Raw genomic sequence first — 15,652 nt, forward strand, 5'->3', positions numbered from 1 at the left:
CCAACGGGCGGGCAGTTGCTCTTGCGGCGTTCCGCGCGAAACCCCCGACACGACACGACCGCCGCAGTACAACCTTCGGCGGCGGCCGAGGAGTCCTTACCCACATGAGCGCACAACGCACAGGCTGGCGCCGTGTCCTCCCCACCTGGCGCACGGTGCTGGGCACCATGCTGCTGTTCCTGCTGCTCATCGTCGGCGGCCTGGTCGCCGGCTATCTGCTCGTCGGGATCCCGCCCGCCAACAGCGCCGCCAAGGCCCAGAGCACGGTCTACCTCTACTCCGACGGCTCCGAGCTGGCCCGCGACGGCGAGATCAACCGGCAGAACGTCACCCTCAGCCAGGTCCCGAAATCCGTCCAGCAGGCCGTGCTCGCCGCCGAGGACCGCGACTTCTACTCCGAGTCCGCGGTCGATCCCGCCGCGATGCTCCGCGCCGCCTGGAACACCGTGACCGGCAAGGGCAAGCAGTCCGGCTCCACCATCACCCAGCAGTACGTGAAGAACTACTACCTCGGCCAGGAACAGACCGTCACCCGCAAGGCCAAGGAATTCTTCATCGCCATCAAACTGGACCGCGAGGTGAGCAAGGACAACATCCTGGAGGGCTACCTCAACTCCAGCTACTACGGCCGCAACGCCTACGGCATCCAGGCCGCCGCCCAGTCCTACTACGGCCGCAACGCGGAGCAGCTGACCTGCGCCCAGGGCGCCTACCTCGCCACCCTCCTCAACGCCCCCAGCGCCTACGACATCAGCGCCCGCCCCGCGAACCGTGCGCGGGTACTGGCGCGCTGGAACTACGTCCTGGACGGCATGGTGAAGCAGAAGTGGCTCAGCCAGGCCGACCGGGCCGCGCTGGAGTTCCCCATGCCCCGGCCCGCCAAGCCCTCGGCGGGCCTGTCCGGCCAGCGCGGCTACCTCGTCGAGACGGTCAAGGACTACCTCGTCGACCACAAGATCCTCGACGAGGACACCCTGCGGGCCGGCGGCTACCGCATCACCACCACCATCAGCAAGAAGCGCCAGAACGCCTTCGTCAAAGCGGTCGACACCCGGTTGATGGACCGCCTCGACGACTCCCGGAAGGTCGACCGCTACGTCCGGGCCGGCGGCGCCTCCATCGACCCCGCCAGCGGCCGGGTCGTCGCCCTCTACGGCGGCATCGACTACGCCAAACAGTTCGTCAACGGCGCCACCCGCAGCGACTACCAGGTCGGCTCCACCTTCAAGCCGATCGTCTTCGCCTCCGCCGTACAGAACGACTCCACCACCCAGGACGGCGCCCGGATCACCCCGAACACCGTCTACGACGGCACCAACAAGCGGATGACGGTCAGTCACGGCCGCTCCACCGGCTTCGCGCCCGCCAACGAGGACGACCGCTCCTACGGCCCGATCACCGTCACCGAGGCCACCGACAAGTCCGTCAACGCCGTCTACGCGCAGATGGGCATCGACGTCGGCCCCGCCAAGGTCAAGGCCACCGCCGTCGACCTGGGCATCCCCGCCGGCACCCCCAGCCTCGCCTCGTCCCAGGGCGCGATCTCGCTGGGCACCGCCACTCCCAGCGTCCTGGACATGGCCCAGGTCTACGCCACCCTCGCCCACCACGGCACCCACCGGCCGTACACCCTGGTCGACAAGGTCACCAAGAGCGAGGAGGACATCGAGCTGCCCGAGCGCGAGGAGACCACCGCCGTCCCGCGGACCGCCGCCGACACCACCACCTCGATCCTGCGCAGCGTCGTCGACGGCGGCACCGGCACCGCCGCCCAGGGCGCCGGACGGCCCGCGGCCGGCAAGACGGGCACCGCCGAAAAGGACAAGGCCGCGTGGTTCGCGGGCTACACCCCCGACCTCGCCACCGTCGTCGCGGTGCTCGGCCAGAACCCGGAGAGCGCCGCGCAGGAGCCCCTCTACGGCGCCGGTGGCCTGGCGCGGGTCAACGGCGGCGACTACCCCGCCCAGATCTGGGCCGACTACACCGCGGCCGCGCTGAAGGGACGCCCGGTCCGCGGCTTCGACCTGCGGCTGGAGGAGGGCGCGGAGTCGGTGTCGCCCTCGCCGTCCGGCAGCGACTCGGCCTCGCCCAGCGTCTCGGGCTCGCCGTCCGACGGGCCGAGCGACTCCCCCACCGTCCCCACGCCGACCCCCGGCGCCCCGACCGGGCCCACCGGACAGCCGCCCACCCCCACCTCGCCGTCCGAGCCCACCCCGACCGCCGAGCCCACCAACGACACCCCGACGTTCGAGCCCCAGAGCGACGACCTGGAACAGCGGCTGCGGTGGAGATGGGGCGGCGGATAGCCGCCCCGGGCGCGGGCCGCTACGGCGTCCCGCCCGCTGCCCTCAGTGCCCCGAGGTCGCCTTGAGACCGACCACCGCGACCAGCAGCAGGCAGATGAAGAAGATCCGGGCCGCGGTGGCCGGTTCGCCGAGCACCGTCATGCCGAGCACCGCCGCACCGGCCGCCCCGATGCCGACCCACACGCCGTAGGCGGTGCCGATCGGCAGGGTCCGGGCCGCGTACGAGAGCAGCAGCATGCTGGCGACGATGCCCGCGCCGGTGAACACGCTGGGCCACAGCCGGGTGAAGCCGTCGGTGTACGTCATCCCGACCGACCAGCCCACCTCCAGCAGTCCGGCGGCCAGGAGCAGGATCCATGCCATGACGGCACCTCCGTGAAAGAGCTTCAACAGGGGTGCGTCGTCTTGTCCTGACCCGGTACGGCGCGTCTCGTCGGGTGCTTCCCGAGGCTAGCAAAGGGCAGCGAAACGGGCGGTGACCCCGGTCACCGCCCGCCGGGCCCGCGCCGGGGCCGGAGTTCAGGGAGCCACGGGCTCCACGCTGCCGCTCTGCCGCCGGGCCGCCGCCGAGGGCGCCGCGATGCGCCGTGGGGAGCCGCGGAAGGGGCTACAGGTACAGCCCGGTCGCGTCCTCCGCGCCCTCCAGCCGCTCCGCGGCCACCGCATGCAGATCGCGCTCGCGCATCAGCACGTACGCCACCCCGCGCACCTCGACCTCGGCCCGGTCCTCCGGGTCGTACAGCACCCGGTCGCCCACCTCGACGGTCCGCACGTTCTGCCCGACCGCCACCACCTCGGCCCAGGCCAGGCGACGGCCGACCGCCGCGGTCGCGGGAATGACGATGCCCCCCGACGAGCGGCGCTCGCCCTCGGGGATGTCCGTCCGGACCAGCACACGGTCGTGCAGCATCCGGATCGGCAGCTTGTCGTGGGTGTCCTTGGCGTTATTCGGGCTCACGGCATGACCGTACCTGCCCGGCGCCGCCCGGCACGCACCGCGGGCCGCCCCGGGCCCGGCCCCGGACGGCTCACCGGCGGCCGGTACGCCGTCCGGCCCACCCGTCTCAGCGGCGCCGCCTGGCGCGCAGCGTCAGCAGACCGACGACGGCCACGCCGACCATCGCCACCGGAACGATCCGCTCCAGCCGCGGTGCCCCGTCCTCCGACACCAACTGGGCCCGCACGTCCGAGATCGCCCGGTTGGCGGCCACGTACGCCCGCCCCGCCGTACGGTCCACGGCCGCCGCGGCCCTGGCCTTCGCGTCATCCATGATCGTCTTCGGGTGCAGCCGCACACCGATCTCGTCGAGCGTGACGGCGAGCTCCTGCCGCCTGCGGACGATGTCCGTCTCGATCTGCGCCGGGGTCCTGGCTTCCGCCACCGCGCTGCCTCCGTCGTCTCGCGCCGATGCGTACGAGGGCCGGGCACGAGGCCCCGTACGGAACCGCCAGCCGGCCGGCTGCCGATTCGTGATGGACAGTCTGTCAGCTCACACCCCCCTGCGCCCCACAGCACCCCCGTTTCGCCCCCCGAGACGCCCCCGGCACCGCTCCGGGCTCCGGCTGGCTAATGTCGGGGGCGTACGGACCCACGCTTCAGGGGCGTACGGACCCACGCTAAGGAGAGTCATGAGCGAGCGACTGCAGCCCGGCGACACCGCGCCCGCCTTCACCCTGCCCGACGCGGACGGCAAGCAGGTCTCGCTCGCCGACCACCGGGGCCGCAAGGTCATCGTCTACTTCTACCCGGCCGCCCTGACCCCCGGCTGCACCAAGCAGGCCTGCGACTTCACCGACAACCTCGACTTCCTGGCCGGCCACGGCTACGACGTCATCGGCATCTCCCCCGACAAGCCGGAGAAGCTCGCCAAGTTCCGGGAGAAGGAAGACCTGAAGGTCACCCTCCTCGGCGACCCCGACAAGCAGGTCCTCACGGCATACGGCGCCTTCGGCGAGAAGAAGCTCTACGGCAAGACCGTCACCGGCGTCATCCGCTCCACGGTCGTCCTCGACGAAGAGGGCAAGGTCGAGCGCGCCCTCTACAACGTCAAGGCCACCGGCCATGTCGCCAAGATCATCAAGGACCTGGCGCTGTAGGACACGGGGTCCCCACCCGGTCCGGCAGCTCCAGCACGGCCTCGGCGCCGCCGTCCGCGGCGGCGCCGAAGTCCAGCCGCGCCCCCAGCACATCCGCCTGCCCGGCCGCGATCGTCAGCCCCAGACCGTGCCCGGTCCCCCGCTCCGGCGCCGCCGTACGGAACCGCCGCGGCCCCTCCGCACACAGGTCCGCCGGATAGCCCGGACCGTGATCGCGCACCACGATCCGCGACCCCGCGACCACCACCTCGATCGGCGGCCTGCCGTGCTTGGCCGCGTTCGCCAGCAGGTTCACCAGCACCCGCTCCACCCGCCGCCGGTCCGTCTCCACGATCCGCGGCTCCCCCTCCACGCTCACCGACACCTCGTCCACCCCGCGCTGGCGCGCCGCCCGCTGCACGATCCCGCGCACCAGCGACGGCAGCTCGCAGGCGTCCAGATCGGCCCGCTCCACCCCCGCGTCCAGCCGCGAGACCTCCAGCAGGTCCTCCACCAGCCGCCGCATCGCCTGCGCCCGGTCCCGCACCAGCTCCACCGCCCGCTGCTGCGGCAGCAGCTCCGCGGCCGCCACCAGACCGGCCACCGGCGTCCGCAGCTCGTGCGCCACATCCGCGGTGAACTCCCGCTCCGCCTCCACCCGGGCCGCCAGCGACGTCGCCATGTGGTGCACGCTCCGGCCCAACTCGGCCACCTCGTCGCGGCCATGACTCGCCAGCGCATCCGCGTCCGGCGCCTCCCCCGCCGCGATCCGCCGGGCCGCCGCCGCACTCAGCCGCAGCCGCCGCGACAGCCGCTGCGCGACGAACCACGACACCACCGCCATCAGCACGACCGTGCCGCACCCCGCGATCAGCAGCGCCCGGTTCAGCGCCAGCTGCGCCGGATCGTCGTCCGGATACGCCGCCGAGACCGACAGCGTCCGCGTCGGCGCGCTCTCGCCGCTGTCGCCGACCCCGGTCGCCGCCCACACCCGCGGGTCCTCGCCGCCGCTGACATACGTCCCCGACCGCTTGTGGAACACCGCGCCGCGCAACGGCGACGGCAGCGTCGAATCGTCCAGCTTCGCGCCCAGCGCGAGCGTGCCGTCCCGCTCGTAGATCTGCAGCGCCGAACTCAGGCGGTCGTCCTGATACGCCCGCGCCGACCGCTCGCGCTCGGCATCCGCTATGTGATGCACCGCGAACCCGAGCACCACCACGGCCAGCGCCGTCATACACGAAATGGCCAGGGCGATCCGGCCTCGAATGCCCATCACGCGAGGTTGTACATCTCCGTCGTGTCACCGAGCGGCGTCGAGCCCTCGTACGTCACTTCGAGGCCGGTGAACAGCACCGTGCCGTCGACCGGCTTCGGACCATAGAGCCGGAAGGTCGCCGGAAAACCCGCATCCCCGCCCGCCCCCGCGGCGGTCTTCTCCACCTGGACCACACCCGCACCGTACGCTTCCCGCGCCCCGTAGACCTTCCACTGGATCGCGGTCGCCACCATCCCCTCGTCCGCGCAGGTCAACCTGATCACATGCGGCTTGACCGCCCGCTTGCCGACCCCGCAGTCCCGGACGCCCGGCAGCCCTCCCGGCTCCTTGGCGTCCTCCTTCACGTCCTGCACCGCCGACGTCTTCGGCGCGGCATCCACCGCCGAGGCACGGTCCGACGCCTGGCCGAACCACACCCCGCCGGCCGCCAGCGCCGTCACCACGACAAAGGCCGCCAGAGCGGTGCGCCCCCGGACCCAGCGGGACCCTTCGCGGTCGCTCATCACGATCTCCTCCCGGGGACCACGCCCCGTACCCCCGCCCAGCACACACGAATGCCGCGCCCGGTGCCCCACTCTCCCGCCCCCCGGACACAGCGGGATTGCCCGAACGCTGCGGTGACCGCTCGGCTGTGTACCAGTCCTGTAACAAGCCCTGTCACACCTCTGGCGCGGACCCCGCCCGGCACCTGCCGGAAGCCACCCGGTGTGCCGGACGGCCCAGCCGCATGTGACGTATCTCGATTCCTCGCCCCAGAGTGGTTTGGATCCTCCCCCCACGGCGCAGGCGCACCTGTCGTATATCCCCACCGCGCACCGCGCACTGTTCAGACCGAGAGGACCGCCTCGTGCCGACCGGCAGCACCGAAGCAGAACCCACTCCCGACCAGGACCGGGAAGCGCTCAAGCGCCACCGGGTGCTCTTCCGTGCCGTCGCCCGGCGCAAGAACCCCAAACTGCGGCGCACCGACATCACCGTCACCGACGAGCGCATCGTCAAGCGCGCAGTGAAGGCCGCCGCGCTCGGCAATGCCATGGAATGGTTCGACTTCGGGATCTACAGCTATCTCGCGGTCACCATCGGCAAGGTCTTCTTCCCCGGCGGCAGCGACACCACCAGCCTGCTGTCGTCCTTCGCGACCTTCGCCGTGGCCTTCCTCGTACGCCCCATCGGCGGCGCCTACTTCGGCCCCCTCGGCGACCGGGTCGGCCGCAAGAAGGTCCTCGCCCTCACCATGATCATGATGGCGCTGGGCACCTTCTGCATCGGCCTGATCCCGTCCTACGCCGCCATCGGCTTCTGGTCCCCGGCCCTGCTCATCCTCTTCCGCCTGGTCCAGGGCTTCTCGACCGGCGGCGAGTACGGCGGCGCCTCCACCTTCATCGCCGAGTACGCCCCCGACAAGAAGCGCGGCTTCTTCGGCAGCTTCCTGGAGATGGGCACCCTCATCGGCTACACCGGCGCCGCCGGCATCGTGCTGCTGCTCAACACCACCCTCGGCGACGACGCCATGAACAGCTGGGCCTGGCGCCTGCCCTTCCTGATCGCCGGTCCCCTCGGCCTGGTGGGTCTCTACCTCCGGGTCAAGCTCGACGAGACCCCCGCCTTCCAGAAGTTCGAGGCCGCGCACACCCACAGCGCCACCGGCTCCGCCGTGGAGGCCGAGGCCGAGTTCTCCCACCTCTCGGAGAACGCCCCGAAGAAGAAGATCGGCGAGATCTTCGCCCAGCAGTGGCCCACCCTGATCCTGTGCATCGCCCTGGTCGGCGCGTACAACATCACCGACTACATGCTGCTGTCGTACATGCCGACGTACCTGACGGACACCCTCCACTACGAGGAGTCCCACGGTCTGCTGATCCTTCTCGGCACGATGATCGCCCTGATGTGCATCATCAGCACCATCGGCAAACTGAACGACCACTACGGCCGCAAGCCCCTCCTGATGGCCGGCATGCTCGGCTTCTTCATCACCGCCATCCCGGCCTTCCTCCTGGTCAACCAGGGCAGCCTCGGCGCGGTCATCGGCGGCATGGCCCTCCTCGGCCTCTCCCTGGTCTGCCTGTTGGGCACCATGTCCGCCGCCCTCCCGGCCCTCTTCCCCACCAACGTCCGCTACGGCTCCCTCTCCATCGGCTACAACCTGGCCGTCTCCCTCTTCGGCGGCACCACCCCCCTGGTGATCACCGCCCTCATGGGCGCCTTCCACCAGAACGTCATGGTCCCCGCCTACTACACGATGGGCGCCGCCCTCGTCGGCGTCATCGCCGTGGCCTGCATGAAGGAGACCGCCCAACAGCCCCTCGAAGGCTCCCCGCCCTCCGTCGCCACCAAGGAAGAAGCCGTCGAACTCATCGAGTCCCAAACACCGGAACCACGCTTCTGACCTGCGTCACGCACGGCGTCGAGGGCCTCGGGGATCGTCCCTGGGGCCCTCGGCCTTTCCGCCTTCCCTTTTCCACCACCTGCCGTAACCGGCCCCACGTTCGATCGTTGTTCCGTTCGAGGCGTGCATGGGGGTGGGCCTGCTGCACGGAACGGGGGGAATCATGCCGGTCAAGTACACGCCCGAGCGGCTCGCGGAGGCCGCACGCGCCTCCGCGTCGTTCGACGACGCCGTGCGATGGTTCGGCGGGAGACCGACGCCGGGCAGCAGACGCTATCTGCGCGCAAGGATGCGGGAGACAGGCATCGACACCGCGCACTTCGCCGTCCCTGGCGTACGGCACACCGAGGCCCGGCTTCGTGAGCTGGTCGCCTGCTCGCACAGCATCGCCGAGGTGGTACGCCGCCTCGGCATCAGCCCGGTCGGGGGAAATCAAGCGCACATCGGCCGCCGCCTCGCCGAACTGCGCCTCGACGTCTCGCATTTCACCGCCGCGCCGCCCCGCGCACGGACCAAAGCCACCAGGCACGACCGTCTGGTTCTCGGCTCGCCGGCCGACGGCCGCACCTCCGGCGAGCGCCTGCGCAGGGACCTGCTGCGCCGGGGAGTTCCGGAGCGGTGTGCGATGTGCGGCACGGGTGCGGAATGGAACGGCAAGCCGCTGCGCCTGGAGGTCGACCATCTCAACGGTGACTGGTGGGACAACCGCCCGGCCAATGTGCGTTTACTGTGCCCCAACTGCCATGCGGTGACCGACACATACCGCGGCCGCAAGCCCCGGCGGAAGTGACACCCTGCCCATGGCCCGGCGCCCCGCCTACGACCGCGACCTGCTGCTCCGTACGGCCGCCGACTCCACCAGTCTGGTCGACATGATGCGCCGGCTCGGCGCGCCGTTGGGCAGCGGTCCGCGCAGATACCTGCGCATGCGGCTGGCGCACCACGGCATCGACACCGCGCACTTCGTCGACGAGCCGCTCCCCCGCCGTCAGCACCGGTCGTACACCGAGGCGCTGCTCACGGAAGCCGCCGCACAGTCCCACAGCATCCGCGACATGCTGGACCACATGGAGGTTCCGCCGTACGACAGCGCGTACACGCACCTCCGCAGGAAGCTGGACCAATTCGGCATCGACACCTCTCACTTCACCTGCCGCCGGCCCGGCTCCTCCCTGCTCCCCCGCGGTGAACTGGAACGTGCCGTGGCCACCTCACGAAGCCTGGCCGGAGTCCTTTCCTGCCTCGCCCTGGCCGACAACGGCACCTCCCGACGAGCGGTGAAACGCAGTATCGAGGCCTACGGCCTGCCCACCGAGCACTTCACAGGGCAGGGCCACCGGCGGGGGATTCCTTCCCCGAACCGCAGGTCGGCCGACCACATCCTGCGACAACGCGAACCGGGCTCCCGACGAGAGAGGACGACGTTGTTACGCCGTGCCCTTGAGGAGAAGAAGGTGCCCCGGCGGTGCGCGGAGTGCAGCCTCGGGGACACCTGGCAGGGCAAGTGGCTCGTCCTGGAGATCGACCACATCAACGGTGACCGGCTGGACAACCGGCTGGCGAACCTGCGCTACCTGTGTCCCTCATGCCACAGCCAGACGAGGACATTCTCGTGCCGGTCGGCGCACTCAGCCGTCCCCGCACAGCCGCGCGGCCGGGCACAGTAAGGTAGGCGCACGGGCCCGTACCCCAGCTGGCAAGAGGGCGCCGGTTTAGGTCCGGTGTGTCGTGGGTTCGAATCCCACCGGGCCCACCTACGCGTACGGCCTCCCCGTCATCGGACGAGGAGGCCGTTTTCGTGCGCACGGGCCGACTGCCGCCTCAGCCCAACAACTCCCGCACCACCGGTGCCAATGCCCGGAAGGCATGGCCGCGGTGGCTGATGGCGTTCTTCTCGGTGGGGGTCAGTTCGGCGCAGGTGCGGGTGTCGCCGAGGGGCTGGAGGACGGGGTCGTAGCCGAAGCCGCCGGTGCCGGCGGGGGTGTGGCGGAGGGTTCCTTCGAGGCGGCCCTCGACGACGCGCTCGGTGCCGTCGGGGAGGGCGAGGGCCGCGGCGCAGGCGAAGTGGGCGGTGCGGTGTTCGTCGGCGATGTCGGAGAGCTGGGCGAGGAGCAGGGCGAGGTTGGCCTGATCGTCGCCGTGCCGGCCGGCCCAGCGGGCGGAGAAGATGCCGGGCGCGCCGCCGAGGACGTCGACGCAGAGGCCGGAGTCGTCGGCGACGGCCGGGTGGCCGGTGGCCCGGGCAAGGGCGTGAGCCTTGAGGAGGGCGTTCTCGGCGAAGGTGACGCCGGTTTCCTTGACGTCGGGGACGTCGGGGTAGGCGTCGGCGCCGACGAGGTCGACGTCGAGGTCGGCGGCCTCCAGGATGGCCCGGAGTTCGGTGACCTTGCCGGCGTTGCGGGTGGCGAGGATGAGGCGACGGGTGCTTGCGGGGCGTCCACCGGTTTGAGGCTGCATGGGGAGGGATTATCCCGGTGTGCAGATCCTGGTCATCTCACTGGTCCCGTCGACGATCGGCTGGATGTCCGGGGCCTTGTTGTTGTCGAGGGCCTTGCGGGCGGCCTTGATGCCGTTGTTCGTCTTGTCGACGGCCTTGGAGAGCGCGGGGTCGTCCGCGTCCTTGCTGAGCTTCTGCAGATTGCTGTCGATCTTGTCGAGGGCCTGCTCGGCCTTCTGCGGATCGGTGAGGGCGTTGTCCGCGGCCTGCTGGAGCTTGTCGACGGCGTTGACGGCGGAGGTGGCGGCGTGGGCGCAGTCCATGGCCTTGTTGACCGCTCCGCAGGCGGAGAGCAGCGGTATCGCCAGGGTGGCGGCGGCTAACGCGGCGAGTGCGGTGGTGACGGGACGACGGTGCCGGCGCGGGCGCGGGGCCATGGTGCGGTTCCTTCCCTTTGGGTCATGCTCGGGCAAAGGAAGAAACGCGGGGCGGCGTGGTTTGGTTGCCCGGCCGTCGCCGCCAGGGGCGAGGATCGGACATCCAGCGGCCCGGCGGCCCCTGGGGAGGCCGCCGTCAGACGAGGCCGGTCTGGGTGAGCAGCATGGCGAGGACGACGACGAGGGTCCAGCCGAGGAGGTGCTCCAGGAGCCGGGAGTCGTCCTGGGGCCCGCCGGTGCGGGCGCGGACGCGGGGGGCGGTCACGGCAGTTGTGGGCATGGCTCCACACTGCGTCTGCCGCGGCGGCTTTTCCAGAGACGGATGTCCCATGAGAAAAGGGTCACAGGGGGAGGTGTGCGGGACCTCCCCCTGTGACCCCTGTGACCCCGGCGTTCCGGGTGTGGGCTCAGAGGGTGCGGGCCAGCGCCGCCCGCTGGGCCTCGTCGAGTTCGGCGCAGCCGGCGACGGCGAGGTCGAGGAGGGCGTTGAGCTCCTCGCGGGCGAAGGGCTCGGCCTCGGCCGTGCCCTGGACCTCGACGAAGCGGCCGTCGCCGGTGCAGACGACGTTCATGTCGGTCTCGGCGCGGACGTCCTCCTCGTAGCAGAGGTCGAGGAGCGGGGTGCCGTCGACGATGCCGACGCTGACCGCGGAGACGGTGCCGGTGAGGGGCTTGCGGCCGTGCTTGATGAGCTTCTTGCCCTGGGCCCAGGCGATGGCGTCGGCGAGGGCGACGTAGGCGCCGGTGATGGCGGCGGTGCGGGTGCCGCCGTCGGCCTGCAGGACGTCGCAGTCCAGGACGATGGTGTTCTCGCCGAGGGCCTTGTAGTCGATGACGGCGCGCAGGGAGCGGCCGATGAGGCGGCTGATTTCGTGGGTGCGGCCGCCGATCTTGCCGCGTACGGATTCGCGGTCGCCGCGGGTGTTGGTGGAGCGCGGCAGCATCGAGTACTCGGCGGTGACCCAGCCTTCGCCGGTGCCCTTGCGCCAGCGCGGTACGCCCTCGGTGACGGAGGCGGTGCAGAAGACTTTGGTGTCGCCGAAGGAGATGAGGACGGAGCCTTCGGCGTGCTTGCTCCAGCCGCGTTCGATGGTGACCGGGCGGAGCTGTTCGGGGGTGCGGCCGTCGATGCGAGACATGGCGTAGACCCTATCGGGAATGGCGAGGGCCCCACTCCGGGGCGGTGGATCGTCCGGGGCGGGGCCTTCGGGAGCGGCCTGGCGGCCGGCTCGTCAGCTCACATCATGTCTTCGATCTCGGCGGCGATGGGGTCCGCGTCGGTGCCGATGACGACCTGGATCGCGGTGCCCATCTTGACGACGCCGTGGGCGCCGGCGGCCTTGAGGGCGGCCTCGTCGACGAGGGAGGAGTCGACGACCTCGGTGCGGAGGCGGGTGATGCAGCCCTCGACCTCCTCGATGTTGTCGAGTCCGCCGAGCCCGGCGACGATCTTCTCAGCCTTGCTGGCCATGTCCACTCCTGCTTGTCTCGGCCGCCGGCGGTTCCGCCGTGCGGTTTTCACACCGTAACGCACGTTCAGCCCAACTATGTGGGCGTTTGTCCGCTGTCTGACGAAGGATGGCGATCATCGGAGTGCACGCCGGGAACGGTGCGCACCACGAGTGGTCTACACCACCAGTATGCGGCAAGCACGAGGTCGGTTGCCGACGGGCCGACTGCCGGGAGGAACGGATGAGTTCGAACGCAGCGGCGGCGGCACCGAGGAGGAACTGGGCGTCGAACCTCTTCCAGACTCTGCAGAAAATGGGGCGCAGTCTGCAGCTGCCGATTGCCGTCCTGCCCGCTGCGGGAATTCTCAACCGTCTTGGCCAACCGGATGTGTTCGGCGCGGACGGGCTGGGCTGGGACGCCGTCGGCAAGGTGTTCGCGGCAGCGGGCGGTGCGCTGCTGGATTCGGGGCTCGGGCTGCCGCTGCTGTTCTGCATCGGTGTGGCGATCGGGATGGCCAAGAAGGCGGACGGGTCGACGGCGCTGGCCGCGGTGGCCGGCTTCCTCGTCTACTTCTCGGTGATGCACGCGTTCCCGGCGGGCTGCGCCGCGGGCCAGACGTACACCCAGGCGGGCCTGTGGAGCGGGGTGTGCGTCGACCGGAAGCTGACCGTGACGCAGGCCTCCTTCCAGAACCCGGGGGTGTTCGGCGGCATCGTCATGGGGTTCCTGTCCGCCTGGCTCTGGCAGCGCTTCCACCGGGTGAAGCTGGTGGACTGGCTGGGCTTCTTCAACGGCCGCCGGCTCGTCCCCATCATCATGGCCTTCGTCGGCCTGGTGTTCGCGGTGCTGTGCCTGTTCGTCTGGCAGCCGATCGGAGACGCGCTGACGAGCTTCAGCGAGTGGCTGACGGGACTGGGGTCCTGGGGCGCGGGGCTCTTCGGCGTCGCCAACCGTGCATTGCTGGTGATCGGCCTGCACCAGTTCCTGAACACCTTCGTCTGGTTCCAGTTCGGCAGCTTCACCAAGCCGGACGGCACGGTCGCCCACGGCGACATCAACCGGTTCCTGGCGGGCGACCCCACTGCCGGCCAGTTCACCACCGGGTTCTTCCCGATCATGATGTTCGCGCTGCCGGCCGCGGCGCTGGCGATCGCCCACTGCGCCAAGCCGCACCGCCGCAAGGAGATCGCGGGCATGATGCTGTCGGTCGGCCTGACCTCGTTCGTGACGGGTGTGACCGAGCCGATCGAGTACTCGTTCCTCTTCGTGGCGCCGGTGCTGTACGCGATCCACGCCGTGCTGACGGGTGTGTCGATGGCGGTGAGCTGGGCGCTGGGGGTGCACGACAGCTTCAGCTTCTCGGCGGGCCTGATCGACTACGTCATCAACTGGGGACTGGCGACCAAGCCCTGGCTGATCATTCCCATCGGCCTGTGTTTCGCGGTGGTCTACTACGTCCTCTTCCGGTTCGTGATCACGAAGTTCCATCTGGCGACGCCCGGCCGCGAGCCGGACGAGGTGGGGGACGCGATGGAGCGGGAGAACGTGAAGTAGGGGGACGGCGGCAGGGAGACGGGGAGGCCGGGAAGTCCCGTAACCGCTTCCGCACCGCCCGCCGCCGCGTCCCCGTCACCGCTTCCGCACCACTTCCGCCCGCCTCCCCCAACCGCCTCCGCACCGCCGCCTCCCCCCTTTCCGCACACCCCCGCCGGCCCCCGGGTTGTCCTACCCGGGGGCCGGTCGTCGTGTGGTCCACACCACTTGGAAGAATGGATTCCTTTATGTCGGGTCTACGTGCTAAGAATGGTCTAAACCACTAGTGGTGTAGACCAAGGTGTAGACCAAGCGCGGGCCGTCCCCCTCTTCGAGTGCCCGCCTCACCAGGAGGAATCCGATGAGTACGGCCACCGCCACCAAGGCGGCTCCCGCGAAGAAGCGGGGATCCGGCCTGTTCCAGGGCCTGCAGAAGATCGGCCGCAGCCTCCAGCTGCCGATCGCCGTCCTGCCCGCCGCGGGCATCCTCAACCGCCTCGGCCAGCCGGACGTCTTCGGCGAGAAGGGCCTCGGCTGGATCGCCGTCAGCAAGGTCTTCGCGGCGGCCGGCGGCGCGGTCTTCGACAACCTGCCGATGCTGTTCTGCATAGGCGTCGCCATCGGCTTCGCGAAGAAGTCCGATGGCTCCACGGCGCTCGCCGCCCTGGTCGGCTTCCTGGTCTACAGCAATGTCCTCAAGGCGTTCCCGGTCACGGAAGGCCATATCGAGAAGGGCAAGTGGGTCGAGCCGGTCCTCAACAACCCCGGGGTCCTCGGCGGCATCATCATGGGTCTGCTCGCCGCGATCCTGTGGCAGCGCTACCACCGCAAGAAGCTGGTGGACTGGCTGGGCTTCTTCAACGGCCGCCGGCTCGTCCCGATCATCATGGCGTTCGTGGGGACCGCCGTCGGCGTCCTCTTCCTCCTGGTCTGGGAGCCCGTCGGCAGCGCCATCTCCAGCTTCGGCGAGTGGATGACCGGCCTGGGCGCGGGCGGTGCCGGACTGTTCGGTCTGATCAACCGTGCGCTGCTGCCGATCGGCATGCACCAGTTCGTCAACACCGTCTCGTGGTTCCAGCTCGGTGACTTCACCGACGCGGCCGGCAAGGTCGCGCACGGCGACATCGGCCGCTTCTTCGCCGGCGACCCGTCCGCCGGGCAGTTCATGTCCGGCTTCTTCCCGATCATGATGTTCGGTCTGCCGGCCGCCGCCCTCGCCATCGCGCACTGCGCCCGTCCCGAGCGCCGCAAGACCGTACTCGGCATGATGATCTCGCTCGCGCTGACCTCCTTCGTCTGCGGTATCACCGAGCCGATCGAGTTCTCGTTCATGTTCATCGCCCCGGTGCTCTACGGCATCCACGCCGTGCTGACCGCCCTCTCGATGGCTCTGACCTGGGCACTGGGCGTGCACGACGGCTTCACCTTCTCCGCCGGCTTCATCGACTACGCGCTGAACTGGAACCTGGCCACCAAGCCCTGGATGATCATCCCGATCGGCCTGGTCTTCGCCGCCGTCTACTACCTGCTGTTCCGCTTCGCGATCACCAAGTTCAACCTCACCACCCCGGGCCGGGAGCCCGAGGAGGAGGTCGAGGACCTGACGAAGGCGTAAGCCGCGCAGGCCACCGCACCACGAGGGCCCCGGAACCGTAGGGTTCCGGGGCCCTTCGTCATGACGTGCCGCGCGTCGTCGCCACGTACCGCGGGTCGTCGAGGCGCGTGCCGCGCGCCCCGCTCGGACGTCCC

17 protein-coding genes, 1 tRNA gene and 1 riboswitch are annotated in these 15,652 nt (G+C 70.3%); of the genes, 8 read left to right on the top strand and 10 right to left on the bottom strand.

Going from position 1 to position 15,652, the window contains the following annotated elements:
- Positions 1–104: 104 nt before the first annotated feature.
- Complete coding sequence (locus Scani_RS30870) at positions 105–2,306, top strand: transglycosylase domain-containing protein (RefSeq protein ID WP_159481051.1); 2,202 nt, start codon at positions 105–107, stop codon at positions 2,304–2,306.
- Positions 2,307–2,348: 42 nt separating this feature from the next.
- On the opposite strand, the gene Scani_RS30875 is transcribed toward Scani_RS30870, so the two are convergent.
- The 3 genes from Scani_RS30875 to Scani_RS30885 form a co-directional block, all read right to left on the bottom strand.
- Positions 2,349–2,669, bottom strand: a complete 321-nt coding sequence (locus Scani_RS30875) for a DMT family transporter (protein ID WP_159481052.1) — start codon at positions 2,667–2,669, stop codon at positions 2,349–2,351.
- 31 nt (positions 2,670–2,700) lie between these two features.
- A riboswitch (guanidine-III (ykkC-III) riboswitch) is annotated at positions 2,701–2,761 on the bottom strand.
- A gap of 152 nt (positions 2,762–2,913) precedes the next feature.
- Positions 2,914–3,216, bottom strand: a complete 303-nt coding sequence (locus Scani_RS30880) for a GroES family chaperonin (RefSeq protein WP_048828920.1) — start codon at positions 3,214–3,216, stop codon at positions 2,914–2,916.
- 154 nt (positions 3,217–3,370) lie between these two features.
- On the bottom strand, positions 3,371–3,688 hold the full coding sequence (locus Scani_RS30885) for a DUF3618 domain-containing protein (protein WP_159481053.1): 318 nt from the start codon (positions 3,686–3,688) through the stop codon (positions 3,371–3,373).
- A 247-nt stretch (positions 3,689–3,935) separates the two neighbouring features.
- Between Scani_RS30885 and bcp the strand changes: the two genes are divergently transcribed.
- On the top strand, positions 3,936–4,403 hold the full coding sequence (gene bcp, locus Scani_RS30890) for a thioredoxin-dependent thiol peroxidase (protein WP_159481054.1): 468 nt from the start codon (positions 3,936–3,938) through the stop codon (positions 4,401–4,403).
- Here the strand turns inward: bcp and Scani_RS41850 are convergent.
- Together Scani_RS41850 and Scani_RS30900 are read right to left on the bottom strand one after the other, a co-directional pair.
- Positions 4,384–5,655 (bottom strand): sensor histidine kinase, encoded by a 1,272-nt coding sequence (locus Scani_RS41850; RefSeq protein WP_159481055.1) that lies wholly within the window; start codon positions 5,653–5,655, stop codon positions 4,384–4,386. The two genes, bcp and Scani_RS41850, sit on opposite strands and share 20 nt — an antisense overlap.
- The gene (locus tag Scani_RS30900; protein ID WP_159481056.1) at positions 5,655–6,161 is read right to left on the bottom strand and encodes a hypothetical protein; all 507 of its coding nucleotides are present in this window, start codon (positions 6,159–6,161) and stop codon (positions 5,655–5,657) included. Before Scani_RS30900 ends, Scani_RS41850 begins: the two co-directional genes overlap by 1 nt.
- A gap of 344 nt (positions 6,162–6,505) precedes the next feature.
- Here Scani_RS30900 and Scani_RS30905 point away from each other — a divergent pair, with 344 nt between their 5' ends.
- From Scani_RS30905 to Scani_RS30920, 4 genes are all read left to right on the top strand, one after another.
- Entirely contained in the window at positions 6,506–8,044 is a 1,539-nt protein-coding gene (locus Scani_RS30905) for an MFS transporter (RefSeq protein WP_159481057.1), read from the top strand.
- A gap of 163 nt (positions 8,045–8,207) precedes the next feature.
- Positions 8,208–8,834, top strand: a complete 627-nt coding sequence (locus tag Scani_RS30910) for an HNH endonuclease (RefSeq protein WP_159481058.1) — start codon at positions 8,208–8,210, stop codon at positions 8,832–8,834.
- Positions 8,835–8,844: 10 nt separating this feature from the next.
- A complete protein-coding gene (locus tag Scani_RS30915; RefSeq protein WP_159481059.1) occupies positions 8,845–9,711 on the top strand; it encodes an HNH endonuclease signature motif containing protein in 867 nt (288 codons plus the stop codon).
- A gap of 11 nt (positions 9,712–9,722) precedes the next feature.
- Positions 9,723–9,797 (top strand) — tRNA-Leu (locus tag Scani_RS30920).
- Between the two features lie 68 nt (positions 9,798–9,865).
- Here the strand turns inward: Scani_RS30920 and rdgB are convergent.
- The 5 genes from rdgB to Scani_RS30945 all read right to left on the bottom strand — a co-directional run bounded on the left by rdgB (position 9,866) and on the right by Scani_RS30945 (position 12,395).
- Positions 9,866–10,501 (bottom strand): RdgB/HAM1 family non-canonical purine NTP pyrophosphatase, encoded by a 636-nt coding sequence (gene rdgB, locus Scani_RS30925; RefSeq protein ID WP_159481060.1) that lies wholly within the window; start codon positions 10,499–10,501, stop codon positions 9,866–9,868.
- A gap of 9 nt (positions 10,502–10,510) precedes the next feature.
- On the bottom strand, positions 10,511–10,918 hold the full coding sequence (locus Scani_RS30930; RefSeq protein ID WP_159481061.1) for a hypothetical protein: 408 nt from the start codon (positions 10,916–10,918) through the stop codon (positions 10,511–10,513).
- A 136-nt stretch (positions 10,919–11,054) separates the two neighbouring features.
- Positions 11,055–11,198, bottom strand: coding sequence for an SCO1431 family membrane protein (locus Scani_RS30935; RefSeq protein WP_159481062.1), 144 nt, complete (start codon positions 11,196–11,198; stop codon positions 11,055–11,057).
- A gap of 127 nt (positions 11,199–11,325) precedes the next feature.
- The gene (gene rph, locus Scani_RS30940) at positions 11,326–12,057 is read right to left on the bottom strand and encodes a ribonuclease PH (protein ID WP_159481063.1); all 732 of its coding nucleotides are present in this window, start codon (positions 12,055–12,057) and stop codon (positions 11,326–11,328) included.
- Positions 12,058–12,155: 98 nt separating this feature from the next.
- A complete protein-coding gene (locus Scani_RS30945; RefSeq protein WP_208683897.1) occupies positions 12,156–12,395 on the bottom strand; it encodes a PTS sugar transporter subunit IIB in 240 nt (79 codons plus the stop codon).
- A 215-nt stretch (positions 12,396–12,610) separates the two neighbouring features.
- Here Scani_RS30945 and Scani_RS30950 point away from each other — a divergent pair, with 215 nt between their 5' ends.
- Both Scani_RS30950 and Scani_RS30955 read left to right on the top strand, forming a co-directional pair.
- A complete protein-coding gene (locus Scani_RS30950) occupies positions 12,611–13,924 on the top strand; it encodes a PTS transporter subunit EIIC (protein WP_159481064.1) in 1,314 nt (437 codons plus the stop codon).
- Positions 13,925–14,264: 340 nt separating this feature from the next.
- The gene (locus Scani_RS30955; RefSeq protein WP_159481065.1) at positions 14,265–15,518 is read left to right on the top strand and encodes a PTS transporter subunit EIIC; all 1,254 of its coding nucleotides are present in this window, start codon (positions 14,265–14,267) and stop codon (positions 15,516–15,518) included.
- Positions 15,519–15,652 lie beyond the last annotated feature (134 nt).

It is taken from the genome of Streptomyces caniferus (assembly GCF_009811555.1).
GTDB classification, from domain to species: Bacteria; Actinomycetota; Actinomycetes; order Streptomycetales; family Streptomycetaceae; genus Streptomyces; species Streptomyces caniferus.